Raw genomic sequence first — 16,301 nt, 5'->3', positions numbered from 1 at the left:
CTCAGGAGGAGTGCAGGCGCAATCGTCCTGTTCGGGTCGCCCAAGTGATGATGCGCCTGTCGAATGTGGCCAGTGGCCAATCGCGGTCAATGGCAGTAGCTGCGATGATGCGGTCCATCGGATCGCTGTGGAAACCGGTGTCTCCTAGTTCTACCGAGGCAATGAACACCTCCGCGGTCGGCGGCACATCGATGAGGCCTCGCGCCAGCAACCGCTGACGCGCCTCTCGCGTCGACCAAGAGGACGACACGGTATTGACTGGATCCCGCCGGGCATGCTCCAGTTCCCAGAACGTCACCGACGACACGGCTGCCGAGCCCTCCCGAATGGTCTCGTCCAACACTTCCAGCCTCTCAGCGTCAAGCTTTGCTGTATTTCGAGACGCCACCCAGATCAGGACATGGGTGTCGAGGAGGATCACAGTCGGACTCGATGCTAGACAGCTGTCGTCCGGTCTGCGGCGAACTGCGCCCACTCCTCCTCGCTATAGGGGGAGTACTCGGGGTCGTCCATCAACCCCCGCCATTCCGGGGCGCACCCCAAGATTCCCAGCGGTTTCTCGTTCGCAGGGGTTATGTGGACGATGGGGTGCCCGTGGCTGGTCACCGTCAGGGGCTCGCCGGTCTCCGCGACCTCTTTGAGCAAACCCAGGCTCCGGTTCTTGAACTCGGTAGCCGCAATACGCCGGGTGGGCACTGGATCCATACGCCCACCCTACCCCGCCCGAAAATAAGTGGCCATAATATGGCCACTTATTGGCCACTTCTCTCCGCTGGCGCCGCAGCGCATGCGATTCCCTAGTTCCAGCGGATGTGGAGGTGTTCGTGGCCGTGGAGGACGAGGGTGGGGCGGTAGACGGGGGCGGGCTTGTCGGTATCCAACTCCAGAGTGGGGAACCGCTGCACTAAGGCGTCGAGGGCGGCGATGGCCTCGGCTCGGGCCAGCGACGAGCCAAGGCAGTAGTAGGCCCCCAGGCCGAAGCCGTTGTGCTGGCTGGCGTCGCGGTTGAGGTCTAGGCGGTCGGGCTCGGGGAACGCTTCGGGGTCGCGGTTGCAGGCCCCCAGCATCACCACGCACAGGTCGCCCTCGGGGAAGGTCTGGCCGGCAACTTCCACGTCGGCGGCCAGCACCCGGTGGTTGATCTGCACCGAGCTGTCGTAGCGCAGCAGCTCCTCGAAGCCGTCGTCGATCAGCTCGGGCGTGGCCTGCAAGCGCTCCAGCTCAGCCCGGTTCTCCAGCAGGGCCTTGGTGGCGTTGCCGATGATGTCGGCGGTGGTCTCGTGGCCTGCTTGGAGAAGGATTATGCAGGTGGGGACGATCTCGTGGTCGGTGAGCGGCCCCCGCTCGTCTTCCACCGTGACCAGCTTGGTCATCAGATCGTCGCCCGGATTGGCCCGACGATCGGCGGCCAGCGCGGTGAAGTACTCGGTGAACCCCCGGACGGCCTTCTCCCCGTTGGCGATCATCTCGTCGCTGAGGTGGGCAATGTCGCCCCGGCGGGCGAAGTCCCACATCCACTGCTCGATGTCGGGGATGTCGCTGCGGGGGATGCCCAGCATCTCGCAGATCACATGCACCGGCAGCGGGTAGGCGAACTGGCTCACCACGTCCATACCGCCGTCGTCGGCCACCGCGTCGAGCAGCCCCGTCACCACGTCGTTGATGGCGGGCTTGATCTTCTCCACCGCCCGGGGGGTGAACACCCGGGCCACCATGGAGCGGATGCGCTGGTGGTCGGGAGGGTCGAGCCACAGCAGCATCCGCTTCATCATGTCGTAGTAGTCGGTGCCACCCGCCCCCACGTTGTACATCTCGGTGGTGCGCCGGTCGCTGATGGCCTTGGGGTTGCGCAAAAGCTGATCGGCATCGGCGTGGCGGGTGAAAACCCACGCCTCGTGCAGGATCGGGTTGTGGGTCTTGTGAATCGGGGCGGCGTCCCGCAGGGCGTGATAGTGCGGGTACAGGTTCCCTCGGGTTTCCGGGTTGATGATGTCGGCGATGATCTGCTCAGGGTCGGCGCTCATAGTGAAGGCCACGCTATAGCGGCAGGCGGATCGCCTGCCGATTGGATGGCCTGCCATACCCGATCCGGCGTCAGGGGCAGGTCGATGTGGCGGATTCCGAGGTCGCTGAGGGCGTCGATGACTGCGTTCTGGACTGCCGGGGTGGCGCCGATGGTGGCGGCTTCGCCGATGCCCTTCACCCCCAGGGGGTTGAGGTGGGTGGGGGTGATGGTGCTGTCGACGGTGAAGTCGCAGAACTCGGCGGCGGATGGCATGGCGTAGTCGGCCAGCCCGGTGGTGAGCGGGTTGCCGTGGTCGTCGTACGCCACATATTCGTACAGCGCCTGCCCGATGCCCGAGGCCACCCCGCCGTGCTGCTGACCGGCCACGATCAGCGGATTGAGCAAGTTGCCGGCGTCGTCCACCGCCACAAAGCGCCGCGGGGTGACCATGCCGGTCTCGGTGTCCACCTCCACCACGCAGATGTGGGTGCCGAACGGGAAGGTTGCGCCATCGGTGGTGTGATCCAATTCGGCCCGCAGCGGTTCTTCGGATGCCGCGGCCACCTCGGCCCAGCCCACCGATGCCGAGGGCACTCCGGCCACTCCCAAGCGGCCCTCGTCGGTGACCACGATGTCGTCGGCGCTGGCCTCCAGCAGCTCGGCGGCCCTCTGCCGGGCGATGTCCAGCACCTCCACGGAGGCGGCATGGATGGCGCTGCCCCCCAGCTGGGCGCTGCGGGATCCGCCGGTGCCGCCGCCCCGGGCCACCATGGTGGTGTCGGACTGCACGAAGGTGATCCGGTCCATGTCGATGCCCAGCCGGTCGGCCACGATCATGGTGAACGCGGTCTCATGGCCTTGGCCGTGCGAGGAGGTGCCCACCGCCACGGTGGCCGAGCCGTCGGGGTGAACCTCCACCACCGCGTGCTCTTCCTGGCCAGTCGGCGCGGTGACCTCCACATAGCTCGACAGACCGATGCCCAGCCTGATGGGGTCGCCGGCGGCCCGGCGGGCGGCCTGCTCGGCACGAAGCTCCTCGTAGCCGACCAGCTCGCAGGCCCGGTCGAGGGCCTTCTCGTACTCGCCGGTGTCGTAGGCCCCGCCGGTGGGAGTGACCAGCGGAAAGTCTTCGGAAGCCAGGAAATTGCAGCGGCGGAACTCCACGGGGTCGATGCCCAGTTCGGCCGCGGCCAGGTCGGCCATGCGCTCGATGGTGAGGGTGGCCTGAGGCCGGCCCGCCCCTCGGAACGCCCCCAGCGGGGCCCGGTTGGTGGCGGCCAAGCCGTAGTCGAACTGCACTTGCTCGATGCCGTAGACCCCTGTTGCCATGACCCGGGTAATGCCGGGGAGAATTCCGCCCAAGCCGGGAAAGGCCCCGGCGTCCACCAGCGCAATCACCTCCAACGACACCATGCGGCCGTCGTCGGTCACACCGACGCGGGCGTAGTGGACCTGATCACGGGCCTGCATGGAGATGAGATTCTCGGCCCGGGTCTCTGTCCACACCACCGGGCGGCCCAGTTGCCGAGCGGCCGCGGCCACCGCCACATGCTCCACTCGCCACCCGCCCTTGGCTCCGAAGCCGCCGCCCACCCAGGGGGCGATCACCCGCACCTCGTCGGGGCCCAACCCCAGCGACTCGGCAATACCTCCTCGGGTGGCGTGGGCACCTTGGGTGGATACCCACAAGGTGAGCTGCTCGCCGGTGGGATCAGCCAGCACCGCGTCGGTTTCCATCGGCACCACCGCCATCCGGTTGTGGACGATGCGGCCGGTGACGATCCGGTCGGCTTTGTCGTGCAGGCCCTCCACCGGGTCGAATGCCCTGATCATCGTGTCTGAGCCCCGCTCGGGGAACAGCACGGCGGAACCGTTGGCCACCGCGGCTTCGGCGTCCATCGATACCGGCAGCGGCTGGTAGTCGACCATGATCTCATCGGCTGCGTCTTGAGCGGCGGCCAAGGTCTCGGCCACCACCATGGCCACCGGCTCGCCCACAAAACGAACCCGATCGCCAGCCAGCGGCCCGCGCACAAAATGGGGATCGAGCGGGAACCGAGGCTTCACCTGATCCACCCCGATGGTCTCAGCGGTGAACACCCCGGCCACACCGGAGATATCGACGGCTGCTCCCAGATCGATCTCCCCAATCACCCCGTGGGCCACCGGCGAGCGCACGAAATAGGCAATCAGCAGCCCGTCAGGTCGCAAGTCCCCGGTGTATTGCCCCTCGCCGGTGAGCAGAGTCCCGTCCTCCCGGCGGATAACTTCGGTCCCCAATATCGACCCAGCCATAGGGTGGTCATTATGGATGGCGCATTGTCGGAACCTGGAATGGGAGGGTGAATTGGCATGGAACTACGTGAGGCAATCGATCCGACGACAACGGCTTTGGTGCTTCAGGAGTGCCAGAACGGGGTGATTGGGGAGCTGTCGGCGCTGCCGGCGCTGGCTGAAGCGGCCAAGGATGGGCTGATACCGAATGTGGCGGCGCTGGCGGCCGCAGCCCGAGCCGCTGGCGTGCGCGTGATCCACTGCACGGCCCAGCATCGGGTTGACGGGTGGGGCGCCAATCGCAATGCCCGCCTGTTCCGAGCCATGCCCAAGATGCCGGTGCAGTTGCACGTGGGAACCCCGGCGGTGGAGGTGGTACCCGAGATCGGGGTGGCCGACGCCGATGTGGTGCTACCCCGCCACCACGGCCTTTCGCCCTTCGAGGGCACCGAGCTCGACTCGCTGCTGCGCAACGAGGGCATCCGCACCATCGTGGGGGTGGGTGTGTCGGTGAATGTGGCCATCATCAACCTGACCTTCGACGCGGTCAACGCTGGCTATGTGGTGGTGCTCCCCCGTGACGCGGTGGCCGGCACCCCTCCCGGCTACGTCGACGCCGTGTTCGAGCACACCCTCGGCATCGTCGCCACCATCACCACCACTGCCGACGTGGTCGACGCTTGGGCGGGCTAAGTCAGCCTAAACCGCCTCGGACGTAGGCCACCACGGCAGTGATCTCGGCGTCGCTGAGCTTGGAGGCGAACTCGGGCATCTCGCCGAGGCCTTCCCGGACGAGCGCTTCCATCGCCTCCGCCGAGGCGTACTTCTCCAACACCTCGTTAGGGCGGATATCCGGCCCGACGATGCCGCTGCCGTCTACGCCGTGGCATCCGACGCAGCGCGTCAAGTACACGCTCCTGCCGTCGCCCACCGGCTCGGTTGCGCTCGTCACCGGGACTTCGTCAGGACCGGTCCCTCCGCTACAGCCGACGACAGTCGCCAGTGCGAGAGCGGCGACCAGCAGCACGGCCCCGAGGCTTTTCCGCCATCGAGTGCTGGGCAGGGTCAAGCTCCCACCGGGGCGCTGGGGGTGAACGTCACCGGCATCTCCTCGGGGCCGACGATGAAGTTGGACGCCCGCCACGGCAGCGGCTCGTCGTTGGCCAACTGGATGTCGGGCATCCGCTCGGCCAGCCGCTGGAACATGATCTTGAGCTCCAGGCGGGCCAGAGACGCGCCCAAACAGAAGTGCGTTCCCCATCCGAAGGCCAGGTGCTGGTTGGGCTCGCGCTCCAGGTCGAACTTGAACGGGTCGTCGAACACCCGGTCGTCCCGGTTAGCCGACGGATAGAACAGGATGATCTGGTCTCCCTCACCGATGGTCTCCCCGTGCATCTCCACATCACGGGTGGCGCTGCGGGACATGTTCTTTATGGGGGTCACCCAGCGCAGCAGTTCCTCCACCGCCCGCTCCATCCAGGCATCGTCGGCCGCCCGCTGGTTGAACAGCGCCTTCTGGTCGGGGTGCTCCATCAGCGCCAGCATCCCGCCGCTGATCACATGGCGGGACGTCTCGTCGCCCCCGATCAAGATCAGCAGCCCCTCTTGATACAGCGACTCGTCGTCGAGCTTGTCGCCGTCCACCTCGGCATGGCACAACACGCTCACCAGGTCAGACTGGGGCGGGCGCGCCCGGCGGTCGGCGATCACCCCCATCAGAAACTCCCGAAAGGCCACGCCGGCCATGATCCCCTTCTCGAGCGCCTCCTGGTCGGTCTCGGTGGTGGCCCGCATCATGTCGTCGGACCACTCCAGCAGGTCGTCGTAGCTCTCCCGGGGAAAGCCCAGCATGTCGCCGATCAAAATCAGCGGCAGCGGAGCCGCGATGTCCCAAATGAAGTCGCACTCGCCCTTCTCGCACACCCTGTCCAAGATCTCGTCGCAGATTGCGATGACGTCGGGCGTGTGATCCCGCACCCGCTTGGGGGTGAAGCCCCGGTTCACCAGCTTGCGGCGCTGCTTGTGCTCGGGGTCGTCCATGGAGATCATCATCGGCAGCGAGTTCCCATGGGGCCGGGGACTGCGGTAGGACGAGAACGTCTTGGGATCCTTCTCGATGGCCAAGATGTCGTGGTAGCGGGAGATGCCCCACACATCGCTGTTGGCGTCGTAGTACACCGGCGCGTGCTCCCGCATCCAGGTCCACGCCTCGTGGGGCTCGTGCTGGAACCAGAACCCGTCCATGAAGTTGACCCCGTCGAGAGTGGGGTGATTGGGCATAGTTCTTCCTCGTGCTCGTGCTGCCGGACTATCCCTCGCCCATGAGCCGGGCGATCATTCGGCTGCCCTGCTCGGGATCCCAGGCCGCCACCATGTCGTCGATCCCGTCCTCCCACGACACCGTGCAGGGCCCGGTCATGGAAATGCGCTTGTCACTGTCGTAGGCCCGGCTGTGGGTGCCCACCGGGTAGTACTCGAAATCGGGCTCCACCCCGACCTGGGCTCCCATTCGGCGGCACATGTCCTCGATGCTGACGTTCTCGTCGCCGCCCCAGTTGACGATGGTGGCCGGCACGGTGGCCCCCTCCAAGAACGCCTCGGCGTGGGCGCACATGTCCTTCTCGTGGACCGGGGAGAACATGTTGGGCTCCGAGTCCTTGAGGGGCACCGGCATGCCGTTGGTCATCATGGCCAACAAGATGGCGGGCAGTCCCCCGTTCTGGCCGTAGGCCACATTGATGCGGCCGACCACGGTGGGCAGGTCGTACAGCCGGCACATGGTGCGGGCCACCGCCTCGGCGGCCATCTTCGTCACCCCATAGGTCTCCGAATAGGGCTGTTCGCTGTCGCCCAGCGGATCGCCCTCGGCGTAGACGTAGGTGTGGTCGGGGTTGTTCTTGTAGGCGGCGGCGGTGGATGCGTGAAGAAAGCCCTTGGCGTTGCGGCAGTGCGCCATCAGCAGGCCAGTGGCCTCGGCGTTCTGGGTCAGGGCGAAGTCGTAGTCGGGGGTCGCCGCCATGAACGCAGCCATGTGGATCACATAGTCGAAGTCGTCGGGCAATCCGTTCAGGTCGCCGGAGGCCAGATCGGCCTTGTGGGCAATGGCCCCGGCTTCCTCCACCTGCTCTTTCGATCCCGGCTGGCTGAATCGGGCCAAACCCCACACCTCGTTGTTCTGAGCGAAATGACGGGTCATGGGCAGGGCGATCTGCCCCGCGGTCCCGGTGATCAGAATCTTCTGGCCTTCCATCGTCAAACCTCCTCGATCTTTGCTCTCCTTGTACTAGCACGGCGAGCCTGCGGGATTGACATGATAGGGATAGAGACATGATTCGCACTGAGCCCCTCGACGCGCCGCTGGGTTCGCTGGCCTCGGGCTGGGATCCCGGGGCACCGCTGTCCGACGATGATTTGGCGACCCTGCGCCAGGCCCTGGCCGACCGGCTGGTGGTGGTGCTGCGGGGCCAGCGGGAGTGCGATGCCGAGGAACTGGCCGCCCTGGCCCATCAACTGGGCGAGCCGTTTCCCGCCGACGAGCTCTACAACATCCCCACCGAGACACCCGAGGTGCTGGCCGTGTCCAACGAGCTCAACGACGACGGGCACGAGATCGGCACGGCGGGAAGCGGCCCTTTGCCGTGGCACACCGACTACGCCTTCTTGGACACCATCGCCCGCGAGTCGCTGCTCAATGCCCAGCGGGTGCCGTCCGACGGCGGGGCCGACACCTCGTTCTGCGACATGTACACCGCCTATGAAACCCTGCCCGACCACTTGAGCAAGAAGCTGGCGGGACGCACCGGTCGGTACACTATCACGTCGGAGAACAACACCCGGCTGCGCCAGAACCACCACGACGAAGACCCGGCCGCGGCCGCCGCCCGCCGGATGCAGGCCAACCCCGACATCATCTATCCCGGCTCGGGCGAAGTGGTCGAGCACCCGGTGGAGATGCCCCACCCCGACACCGGAAGGGTGGCGCTCTATGTGTCGTCGTTCTCCTGCGGCTTCGACGGCATCGACGACCCCGAGGAAGCCTTCGCCCTCACCCAGGCGGCTATGGACCACGCCATTGTCCCCGAGCACACCTACACCCACCGCTGGCGCCAAGGCGACGTGGTGATCTTCGACACCGTGGGCACCGTCCACCGCCGCGAGATGCCCCACAACCCCGGCCCCCGCTCTCTGCGCCAACTGTCCATCAAGTACCCCTGACCGACTCGGGGCGACCCGCGGTCTGAGGCGGCCTCTCGTTAGTCTGGCGCTATGCCAACCTCAGCCCGAGTCGCCGTCGTTCCCCAGGAAATGGGCCAGCCCCTGCGCATCGAATCGGTGGAGCTGCCCGATCCCGGACCCACCGACGTGGTGGTGCGGCAATTCGCCAGCGGGGTGTGCCACAGCCAACTCCACGAGATCCACACTCCCCGGGCCAGCGACGTGGTGCTGGGCCACGAGTCCACCGGCGAGGTGGTAGCAGTGGGCAGCGAAGTGAGCCACGTTGCCCCCGGCGACCGGGTGTTCGTGACCTGGCTGCCCCGCAGCACCCAGCCCCCCGACCGCCGGCCAGCCATGGCCCAGGTCACCCAGGACGACGGCGCCCTGGCCACCAGCCTGGGGGTGTTCACCTGGGCCGACCACACCATCGCCGATGAGATGTTCGTCGTGCCCATGCCCGACGACGCCCCCACCGATGTGACTTCCATTATCGGATGTGCAGTCATGACCGGCGCCGGCGCGGTGATGAACACTGCCGGAGTCACCGCCGGATCGTCGGTGGCGGTGTTCGGGGTGGGCGGCGTGGGCCTCTCGGCGCTGTCCGCGGCCAAGACATTGGGGGCCGACCCCGTCATCGCGGTGGACCTCTCCGAGGAGAAGCTGGACTTCGCCATGCGCCACGGGGCCACCATCGGGGTCAACGCGTCCGAGTGCGACCCGGTGGCCCGCATCCACGAGCTCACCCCTCGTGATGGCCTCGACTTGATGGGCGCGCCCTGCTCAGGGGTGGACTTCGCCTTCGACTGCATAGGCGCGGAGGCGACCATCGCCCAAGTGGCGCCGTCGCTGCGGAAAAAGCGCTGGGCCGCCGACGAGCGGGCGGTGGCAGTGCTGGTCGGGATACCCGTGGCGGTACCCACCATTGACATCGGCGATCTCTTGATGCACGAGAAGCACCTGACCGGAAGCATCGGCGGCACCAGCCACCCCGAGCGGGACTTTCCCATCTACATGGACTGGTACCGCCGGGGCGATCTCGACCTCGACAGTCTGGTCACCCAGAGATTCGCCCTCGACGAGATCAACGAGGCGGTGGACGCTCTTGAAAACGGGCGGATCGCGGGTCGATCCATCCTGGTATTCGACTGAACGACAGGAGTCAGCCATGCCCGACACCGTGCTGTATGAGCTATCCGGCCATGTGGCCACCATCACGCTCAACCGCCCCAAATCGCTCAACGCCATCAACGGCGAACTTCGCCAAGACCTGAACGCGGCCTGGGACCGGTTTCGGGGCGACAACGACGCCTGGGTGGCCATCATCACCGGAGCGGGCCGGGCCTTCTGCGCCGGGGCCGATATGCGCGACGGCGAGGGATCGGTAGGAGTGTTCGAGGGCACCTTTTGGGAGAAGCCCACCATCAACTCCTTCGAGTCGGGCTTGGAGCTGTTCAAGCCGACCATCGCCGCGGTGAATGGCCACTGCCTGGGCTATGGCCTGACCGGCGCTCTGGCCTGCGATTTCCTCATCGCCAGCGACCAGGCCACATTCGGCTTTCCTGAGGTGCGCCTAGGCGTGCCCACCATCGTGGGCGCCATACGACTGCCCCGTAAGGTGGATTGGGCCGATGCCATGGAGCTCCTGTTGACCGGAGAACGGGTGAGTGCCGAGCGGGCCCGAGAGATGGGGCTGGCCTGGCGGGTGGTCCCCCACGACAATCTGATGGACGAGGCCCGAGCCTTGGCGGAGCGGCTGGTGGCCGCGGCGCCGCTAGCAGTGAGGGCCACCAAGGAGGTGGCCACACGCACTCGCACCATGTCGTGGGTGGAGGCGGTGCGCTTCGGCGAGACCATGCGGATAGTGGCCGGGGCCACCGAAGACGCTGGTGAGGGCACGACGGCCCGGGCTGAGGGCCGTCCCCCCGACTGGCAGGGTCGGTAGTGGGCCTACGGGCGATCATCGCTTGCCTGGTGGTGGCCGGTTTGGCCTTTGTCGGCCTCTCATTGGCCGGCATTGTGTCCACCTGGGGCCTTGACTGGGTGACCATCGAGTCGGAAGAGGCCGAACCCGAATCCACCCCCGAGCCCACTCCTGCTACTCCCCAGGCACCCCCACCGGCGCCGGTAGTGGTCGAATTGGAGATCGATCCCCGCTATCCACCCGACACCCAGTGGACTGTCTTCGACGTGCCCTCCGCGCTCAACATCCGAGCCGGCCCCTCCACGGCCCACCAGGTGCTGGGCACCGCCAACTTGGGGTCCACCGTCACCCTCACCGGCCAAGTAGTGGAGTCCCCCACCAGCGGCACCTGGGTCCAGATCCGCTCCATCACCGTCACCGGCTGGGTCTTCGCCGCCTACCTGACCCCGGCGGCATAGGGCAGCGTCAAGAAGTCCCTAGCGACTCGACCACGGGAATCTCGTCGTCGGCGAGGGGGGCCATCGGGGTGCGGCGGGCCAGGGCAGCCTCGATGTGGGGGGCGAGGCGCTCGGCTTTGGCCGCCTCCCGTTCGTCCTCGCCCTCTTTGAGGGCGGGCATGACCTCTTTGGCGAACATCTCCAGCGACTGGCAGATGTGGTCGTGGCGGTTGCGCCCCGACTGCTGGATGAACATCACCTGGTCGACCCCGACATCGGCATAGCCCTGGAGCTGGCGGGTCACCTGTTGGGGGGTGCCGATGCCCAGCGTCTCCCCCAGCCCCTCGAACGACTCCCTGGATTCCTGGAAGTTGTCCCACACGTTGGTCCGGCCCGGCTGGTGCCGGCCGATCACGTAGTAGTGCAAGAGGCCGTGGCCGAAGAAGTGGAAGCCCTCGAGACCCCGGCGCTCGGCCTCGTCTCGGTCGTGGTGCATCGACAGCCCCACCACCATGGCGATGTTGGCGTTGACGGTGTGGCCAATGGGCACGCACTCCTCAGAGAGAATCCGGTAGTAGTCGTCGACCCAGAGAGCGGCCTCGTCGGGGTCCACGAAGGCGAACGTCAGCGCTCCCATGCCCATTCGGGCCGCCAGCTTGATGGTCTCCCGGTTGGAGCACGCCACCCACAGCGGCGGGTGGGGCTTCTGCGCCGGCTTGGGCACCACGTTGCGGCACGGCATCGAGAAGTACTCGCCCTCGAACCCCGGGTAGGGCTCCATGACCATCATGTTGCAGCACTGCTCGGTGGCCTCGGCCCACGCCGGGCGCTTGTCGGCGTGCTCGATGTTGAACCCGCCCAACTCCACCGCGGCCGACGACTCGCCGGTGCCGAAGTCCACCCGGCCGTTGGAGATGAGGTCGAGGGTGGCGATGCGCTCGGCCACCCGGGCCGGATGGTTGTACTTGGGAGGCATCTGCACGATGCCGTGGCCCAGCCTGATCCGCTCGGTGCGCTGGCTGGCCGCGGCCAAGAACACCTCGGGGGCCGAAGAGTGCGAGTACTCCTCCAAGAAGTGGTGCTCCACCTCCCAGGCGTAGTCATACCCCAGCTGATCGGCCAGCTCCACCTGCTCGAGGGCCTCATGCAACAGGCGCTGCTCATCACCGGGCTGCCACGGCCGCGGCAGCTGATGCTCATAGAAGACTCCGAATTTCACCCTCCAGAGCCTACGCAGCTTTGCTCCGATCAGCCGATCGCGGAGGAATCTGTTTAGCATCGCCGCGATGAGCAACGATCGGGCGCCGGTGCTGGTGGGCGTGGCCCAGTACTTGGGAAGGGAGACCGACCCTACGGTCGCACCCGACCCGGTGACCATGCTGGCCGACGTGGCCACCCGGGCGGCCTACGACGCCGGAGTGGGCCAGTCGCTGTTCGCCCATGTGGACGCCTACTTCCAGATCCCGCTGGCCCACTGGAACCCGGCCAACGGCGCCTTGCTCACCGCCGAGCGACTGGGAATCGACCGCCGGGCCCAAGTGCGCAACACCGGCGGTGGCGGCGAGATTGGCGTGCGGGTGGCCAACCATCTGGCCACCGAGATCATGGCCGGTCGGATCGAAGCCGCAGTGATGACCGGAGGCAACGTATGGAGGACAGCCGAGCGGGCCAAGGCCGCTGGAGTGGAGCTGAACTGGCCCACCGGAGGCGACCCCGACGGCGCCGATGACCGCTTCGGCCAGCCAACCCATCCGATGATGTCCGACGTCGAAGAACGCCACCGGCTCACCCGCCCCATCGAGGCCTATCCCCTGTTCGAGAACGCCCTGCGGGCGGCCCAGGGTATGACCGTGGCCGAGCACGCCCAGCGGCTCGGCGACATGATGAGCGAGTTCACCGCGGTAGCCGCGGCCAACCCCTACGCCTGGTTCCCCACTTTCCGGACCCCCGAAGAGCTGTTCACTCCCACTGCTGAGAACCGCATGATCGGCTTCCCCTACACCAAGTACCTGAATTCGGTGATCAACACCGATCAGGCGGGGGCCTACGTGATGACATCGGTCCAAAAGGCCCGCGAGCTGGGGGTACCCGAGGACCGCTGGGTGTACTGGTGGGGCGGCCATCAGGCCGCCGAGGAGGCCTGGCACGTCAGCACCCGCCCGAATTTCGCCGAGTGCCCTTCGATGAAGGACTCGTCTGTGGGAGCGCTGGACCAAGCCGGCGTGGGCATCGACGACATCGCCCTGTTCGACTTCTACTCCTGCTTCCCCATTGCGGTGCGGATGGCCTGCGCCATGCTCGGCCTCGACGAGCTCGATCCCCGGCCGTTCACCGTCACCGGCGGGCTGCCCTATGGAGGCGGTCCGGGTTCGGCCTACAACATGAACTCGATAGCCTCCATGGTCGAGCGGCTGCGAGAAGACGACCGCTCCATTGGCCTGGTCACCGGCAACGGCTTCATCTTGACCAAGCATGCCGCCGCTGTGCTGTCGGCCCGGCCCAAGCAAGGCGGCTGGAACCGCCCCGTCGGGCCACCCCCGTCGGCTGCGATGGAGACCGCTCCCGTGGCCCTCGACCAGTCAGCCAACGGCCAGGGCCGCATCGAGGCCTACACCGTCATGCACGACCGCGACGGCCAACCGTCCATGGGCTATATCTGCGGACGTCTCGACGACAACGGAACCGAGGGCCAGCGCTTTTTGGCCAACACCCCCGAAGACCCCGACCTGCTCCACGACTTGCTGGCCTCCGAAACCATCGGTCGAACCGGCCAAGTGCACATCGACGACACCACCGGCCGCTGCATCTTCACACCGGTCTGAGCTTGCGAATGGGTAGTACCCCGGGGATCGGTGGACTGAGCTTCTTCCTCCTTTGGTCCGTTCAGGCTCAGGGCAGGGTGAGTTTGATCCCGCCGATGGCGGCGTCGTCGGGGTCTCGCAGGGCGTTGGTGGCCTCCAGTTGGCCCTCGGTGGCGGCTCGGTCTTCCCAGGGCATGGCCGCGGTCCACCGCCATGCGAAGCCCATCACCCTCATCAGCGCCGACACTTCTGCTCCCTCAGAGGCCGAGGTGCTTCGCAGGCTGGCGATGTACTCGTTGCGGTAGACGCTGGGAATGACGATGCGGGCCGCCTCAACGGCCGACAGCTCGGCGTTCATCATCACGCGGGCCACTCTGCCGTTCCCATCGGCGAAGGGATGGACCTCAGTTATGACCACCATGGCGAACAGCGCCCGGCGAAAGCCAGCCGGAACAGAGCAGGCCAGCTCCAGGCTCTTGTGCAGGGTGCCCTCAACGAGATTGGGGGCGACAAACTGGTACGCCCCGAACTGGTTGGGCGCCTTCTTCCACTGTCCCGGCCCCATCTCCGGGCGGCCCCCGAGGATCATCTTGTGGCGATCACAGAGATAACCCATCAGACTCTGGGGGGATTCCGATACCGCCTTGCGCCCCACGGCGTCGACTACGCATCGGTAGGTACCCAATATGTCATGGCCGTCGGCGGGGCGAGATGCCGGTGGCTGCTGGGTCTCGATGATGTGGCGGGCCTCTTCCACCGTGAACACGGTGCCTTCGATGTAATTGGAGAAGTAGCTCTCGAAGAACGGCAGTTCTGTGTTGTACTGCCCAGCCGGCAGAAATTCCGCCACATCAGGGTCGGAGTGCTCCGACAACCCGCTGGCCACTCGCTTGAACATCTCAACTCGCTGCTCATCCCAGCCCTTGCCGTGGACAACAGCTTGGAACAGCGCCCCGGAGTCGGGGCGCAGCGGCTCAGAGCCTGCTAAGCGTTGGAACAAGCCGTCGATCTCGTTCACCTGGGTGGAGGCGCCGATGGCCTCAGCCATCTCAACTGCTTCCTCCCGCAGTCGGGACATGCGCCCCTCATCCCAAACCACGTCCTTGCCAGCCAGCCAGTCTTCCAGTTCCGCCGTAGACAGGGTTCGGGCAGCTCGCCCTTCTCTGCTCCGGGATAAAGCCAAGTTGTCCACCAGGATGCGGGCTGGCCGGGACATGCGCAGACCGTGCGGCCATGGCAGGTCGTCGGCGATTTCGTCGTTCATGTGGCTGGGGCGAATCCGGACTTCCAGTCCCGGCAGCTTCAAGGGTGTTCGACGCTCCTCGCTGGCCACGTACAGAACGCCGTCAACCGCCTTACCGCCCTCGGCCGCAGAGCGGTCCACAATGACCGCTCCAGGCAGCAATCGGCCCAGGATGTACCAGCGATTCTCTGCCACAATCTGAGCCGGGTCGCTGACGAGATCAGCAGTGTACAGCCGGGGGGCCAAACGGCGGATGTGACCCTCGGCCACCGCCCGCCCCAGGGTCTGCGCCGAAGCCACTCCTTCTTCGTCGTCGAAGAAGACGGTTCGCGGCCCTGTCGGCCAATAGGAAGCAGTTGCCCGTGCCACTCAGCAATCTTAACTACCAGGTATTGCCTTATTCAAGATTTTTTTCCGTAATAAGCCACTAAACAATATTTATTTTTCAATTAGCTGAAAACTGCGTGAAAACTCATAGATAAGGAGCCAACCCCGCCAAACCACAGCCGCGCTTTTGCCCACTTCCTGCAACACCCACCCATCAAGGGAACAAACTGGGCCTGGTGACTCCAACCGCCTCCTTAGTCAGTCCGTCGCCACGCCGACGGGGCAGGTGACTCCGGTGCCGCCTAGGCCGCAGTAGCCGTTGGGGATTTTGGCCAGGTACTGCTGGTGGTAGTCCTCGGCGTAGTAGAAGGGCGGGGCGGCGATGATCTCGGTGGTGATCTCGCCGTAGCCAGCGTCGGCCAGCCGGGGGCCGAACCGCTCCCGGGACGCCTCGGCGGCCACCTTCTGGTCGTCGTCGAAGTAGTAGATGCCCGACCGGTACTGAGTCCCGACGTCGTTGCCCTGGCGCATTCCCTGGGTGGGGTCGTGGTTCTCCCAGAACAGCGCCAGCATCTGCTCGTAGCTGGTTGACTCGGGGTCGAATACCGCCAGCACCACCTCGTTGTGGCCGGTGAGGCCGCTGCACACTTCTTGGTAGGACGGGTTGGGGGTGAAACCCGCGGCGTAGCCCACTGCGGTGGTGAACACGCCCGGCGCCTGCCAGAACACCCGCTCCGCTCCCCAGAAACAGCCCATCCCCACCACGATCTGCTGCATCTGATCGGGAAACGGCGGCTTCAGCGGGTTGCCGTTCACAAAGTGAAGCTCCGGCACCGGCATCTCTTCGTCCCGGCCGGGCAGCGCATCAGCAGGGTCCACCATCATCGTCTTCTTCGTCCCGAACAAAGCCATGCCTCGAAGTGTAGAGGGTGCTGGCCGCAATCCCGACGGGGCACCAGACCTACGGGGGACCGCGCCAAATCCGGCAAACACACTGCTCCGGTGGATCGGCTGTCATTGCTGCCGCTTATTGTTGTCATCGCGTCTTGAACCAAGACTGCGTCAATGGCAACTGGCC

At 66.1% G+C, this 16,301-nt stretch carries 16 protein-coding genes; 6 read left to right on the top strand and 10 right to left on the bottom strand.

Annotation, left to right across the window (positions count from 1 at the left end; translation table 11 throughout):
• Position 1: 1 nt before the first annotated feature.
• The 4 genes from ACOGI7_RS16070 to ACOGI7_RS16055 all read right to left on the bottom strand — a co-directional run bounded on the left by ACOGI7_RS16070 (position 2) and on the right by ACOGI7_RS16055 (position 4,300).
• Positions 2-421: a type II toxin-antitoxin system VapC family toxin gene (locus ACOGI7_RS16070; RefSeq protein ID WP_419849748.1), complete on the bottom strand. Its 420-nt coding sequence runs from the start codon at positions 419-421 to the stop codon at positions 2-4.
• A 14-nt stretch (positions 422-435) separates the two neighbouring features.
• Positions 436-705, bottom strand: a complete 270-nt coding sequence (locus ACOGI7_RS16065) for a type II toxin-antitoxin system Phd/YefM family antitoxin (protein WP_419845569.1) — start codon at positions 703-705, stop codon at positions 436-438.
• 92 nt (positions 706-797) lie between these two features.
• Complete coding sequence (locus tag ACOGI7_RS16060; RefSeq protein ID WP_419849747.1) at positions 798-2,024, bottom strand: cytochrome P450; 1,227 nt, start codon at positions 2,022-2,024, stop codon at positions 798-800.
• A complete protein-coding gene (locus ACOGI7_RS16055) occupies positions 2,021-4,300 on the bottom strand; it encodes a xanthine dehydrogenase family protein molybdopterin-binding subunit (RefSeq protein ID WP_419849746.1) in 2,280 nt (759 codons plus the stop codon). Before ACOGI7_RS16055 ends, ACOGI7_RS16060 begins: the two co-directional genes overlap by 4 nt.
• A gap of 57 nt (positions 4,301-4,357) precedes the next feature.
• Here ACOGI7_RS16055 and ACOGI7_RS16050 point away from each other — a divergent pair, with 57 nt between their 5' ends.
• The gene (locus ACOGI7_RS16050; RefSeq protein WP_419849745.1) at positions 4,358-4,972 is read left to right on the top strand and encodes a cysteine hydrolase; all 615 of its coding nucleotides are present in this window, start codon (positions 4,358-4,360) and stop codon (positions 4,970-4,972) included.
• A gap of 1 nt (position 4,973) precedes the next feature.
• On the opposite strand, the gene ACOGI7_RS16045 is transcribed toward ACOGI7_RS16050, so the two are convergent.
• The 3 genes from ACOGI7_RS16045 to ACOGI7_RS16035 form a co-directional block, all read right to left on the bottom strand.
• Complete coding sequence (locus ACOGI7_RS16045) at positions 4,974-5,231, bottom strand: c-type cytochrome (protein ID WP_419849744.1); 258 nt, start codon at positions 5,229-5,231, stop codon at positions 4,974-4,976.
• A 113-nt stretch (positions 5,232-5,344) separates the two neighbouring features.
• Entirely contained in the window at positions 5,345-6,559 is a 1,215-nt protein-coding gene (locus tag ACOGI7_RS16040; RefSeq protein ID WP_419849743.1) for a cytochrome P450, read from the bottom strand.
• A gap of 28 nt (positions 6,560-6,587) precedes the next feature.
• Positions 6,588-7,529, bottom strand: coding sequence for an NAD-dependent epimerase/dehydratase family protein (locus ACOGI7_RS16035; RefSeq protein ID WP_419849742.1), 942 nt, complete (start codon positions 7,527-7,529; stop codon positions 6,588-6,590).
• Between the two features lie 77 nt (positions 7,530-7,606).
• Here ACOGI7_RS16035 and ACOGI7_RS16030 point away from each other — a divergent pair, with 77 nt between their 5' ends.
• Genes ACOGI7_RS16030 through ACOGI7_RS16015 form a run of 4 tightly spaced genes read left to right on the top strand, consistent with a single transcriptional unit; the run spans position 7,607 to position 10,873 of the window.
• Complete coding sequence (locus ACOGI7_RS16030; RefSeq protein ID WP_419849741.1) at positions 7,607-8,494, top strand: TauD/TfdA dioxygenase family protein; 888 nt, start codon at positions 7,607-7,609, stop codon at positions 8,492-8,494.
• 51 nt (positions 8,495-8,545) lie between these two features.
• Positions 8,546-9,643, top strand: coding sequence for a zinc-binding dehydrogenase (locus ACOGI7_RS16025; protein WP_419849740.1), 1,098 nt, complete (start codon positions 8,546-8,548; stop codon positions 9,641-9,643).
• 16 nt (positions 9,644-9,659) lie between these two features.
• A complete protein-coding gene (locus ACOGI7_RS16020) occupies positions 9,660-10,436 on the top strand; it encodes an enoyl-CoA hydratase/isomerase family protein (RefSeq protein WP_419849739.1) in 777 nt (258 codons plus the stop codon).
• Positions 10,436-10,873 carry an SH3 domain-containing protein gene (locus ACOGI7_RS16015; protein WP_419849738.1) on the top strand — a complete coding sequence of 146 codons (438 nt, stop codon included), beginning with the start codon at positions 10,436-10,438 and terminating at the stop codon, positions 10,871-10,873. The genes ACOGI7_RS16020 and ACOGI7_RS16015 overlap by 1 nt, the downstream gene beginning before the upstream one ends.
• Before the next feature lie 7 nt (positions 10,874-10,880).
• On the opposite strand, the gene ACOGI7_RS16010 is transcribed toward ACOGI7_RS16015, so the two are convergent.
• Positions 10,881-12,071, bottom strand: a complete 1,191-nt coding sequence (locus ACOGI7_RS16010) for an LLM class flavin-dependent oxidoreductase (protein WP_419849737.1) — start codon at positions 12,069-12,071, stop codon at positions 10,881-10,883.
• A gap of 67 nt (positions 12,072-12,138) precedes the next feature.
• On the opposite strand from ACOGI7_RS16010, the gene ACOGI7_RS16005 reads away from it, so the two are divergent.
• Positions 12,139-13,674 carry an acetyl-CoA acetyltransferase gene (locus tag ACOGI7_RS16005; protein WP_419849736.1) on the top strand — a complete coding sequence of 512 codons (1,536 nt, stop codon included), beginning with the start codon at positions 12,139-12,141 and terminating at the stop codon, positions 13,672-13,674.
• A gap of 67 nt (positions 13,675-13,741) precedes the next feature.
• Here the strand turns inward: ACOGI7_RS16005 and ACOGI7_RS16000 are convergent, their stop codons facing one another.
• Positions 13,742-15,265, bottom strand: coding sequence for a Fic family protein (locus ACOGI7_RS16000; RefSeq protein WP_419849735.1), 1,524 nt, complete (start codon positions 15,263-15,265; stop codon positions 13,742-13,744).
• A gap of 216 nt (positions 15,266-15,481) precedes the next feature.
• Positions 15,482-16,135 (bottom strand): peptide-methionine (S)-S-oxide reductase MsrA, encoded by a 654-nt coding sequence (gene msrA / locus ACOGI7_RS15995; RefSeq protein ID WP_419849734.1) that lies wholly within the window; start codon positions 16,133-16,135, stop codon positions 15,482-15,484.
• Positions 16,136-16,301: the final 166 nt, after the last annotated feature.

The sequence above is a fragment of the Candidatus Poriferisocius sp. genome, assembly GCF_965204145.1.
Classification (GTDB): Bacteria; Actinomycetota; Acidimicrobiia; order Acidimicrobiales; family Bin134; genus Poriferisocius.
This window is presented reverse-complemented; position numbering and strand designations above follow the sequence as displayed.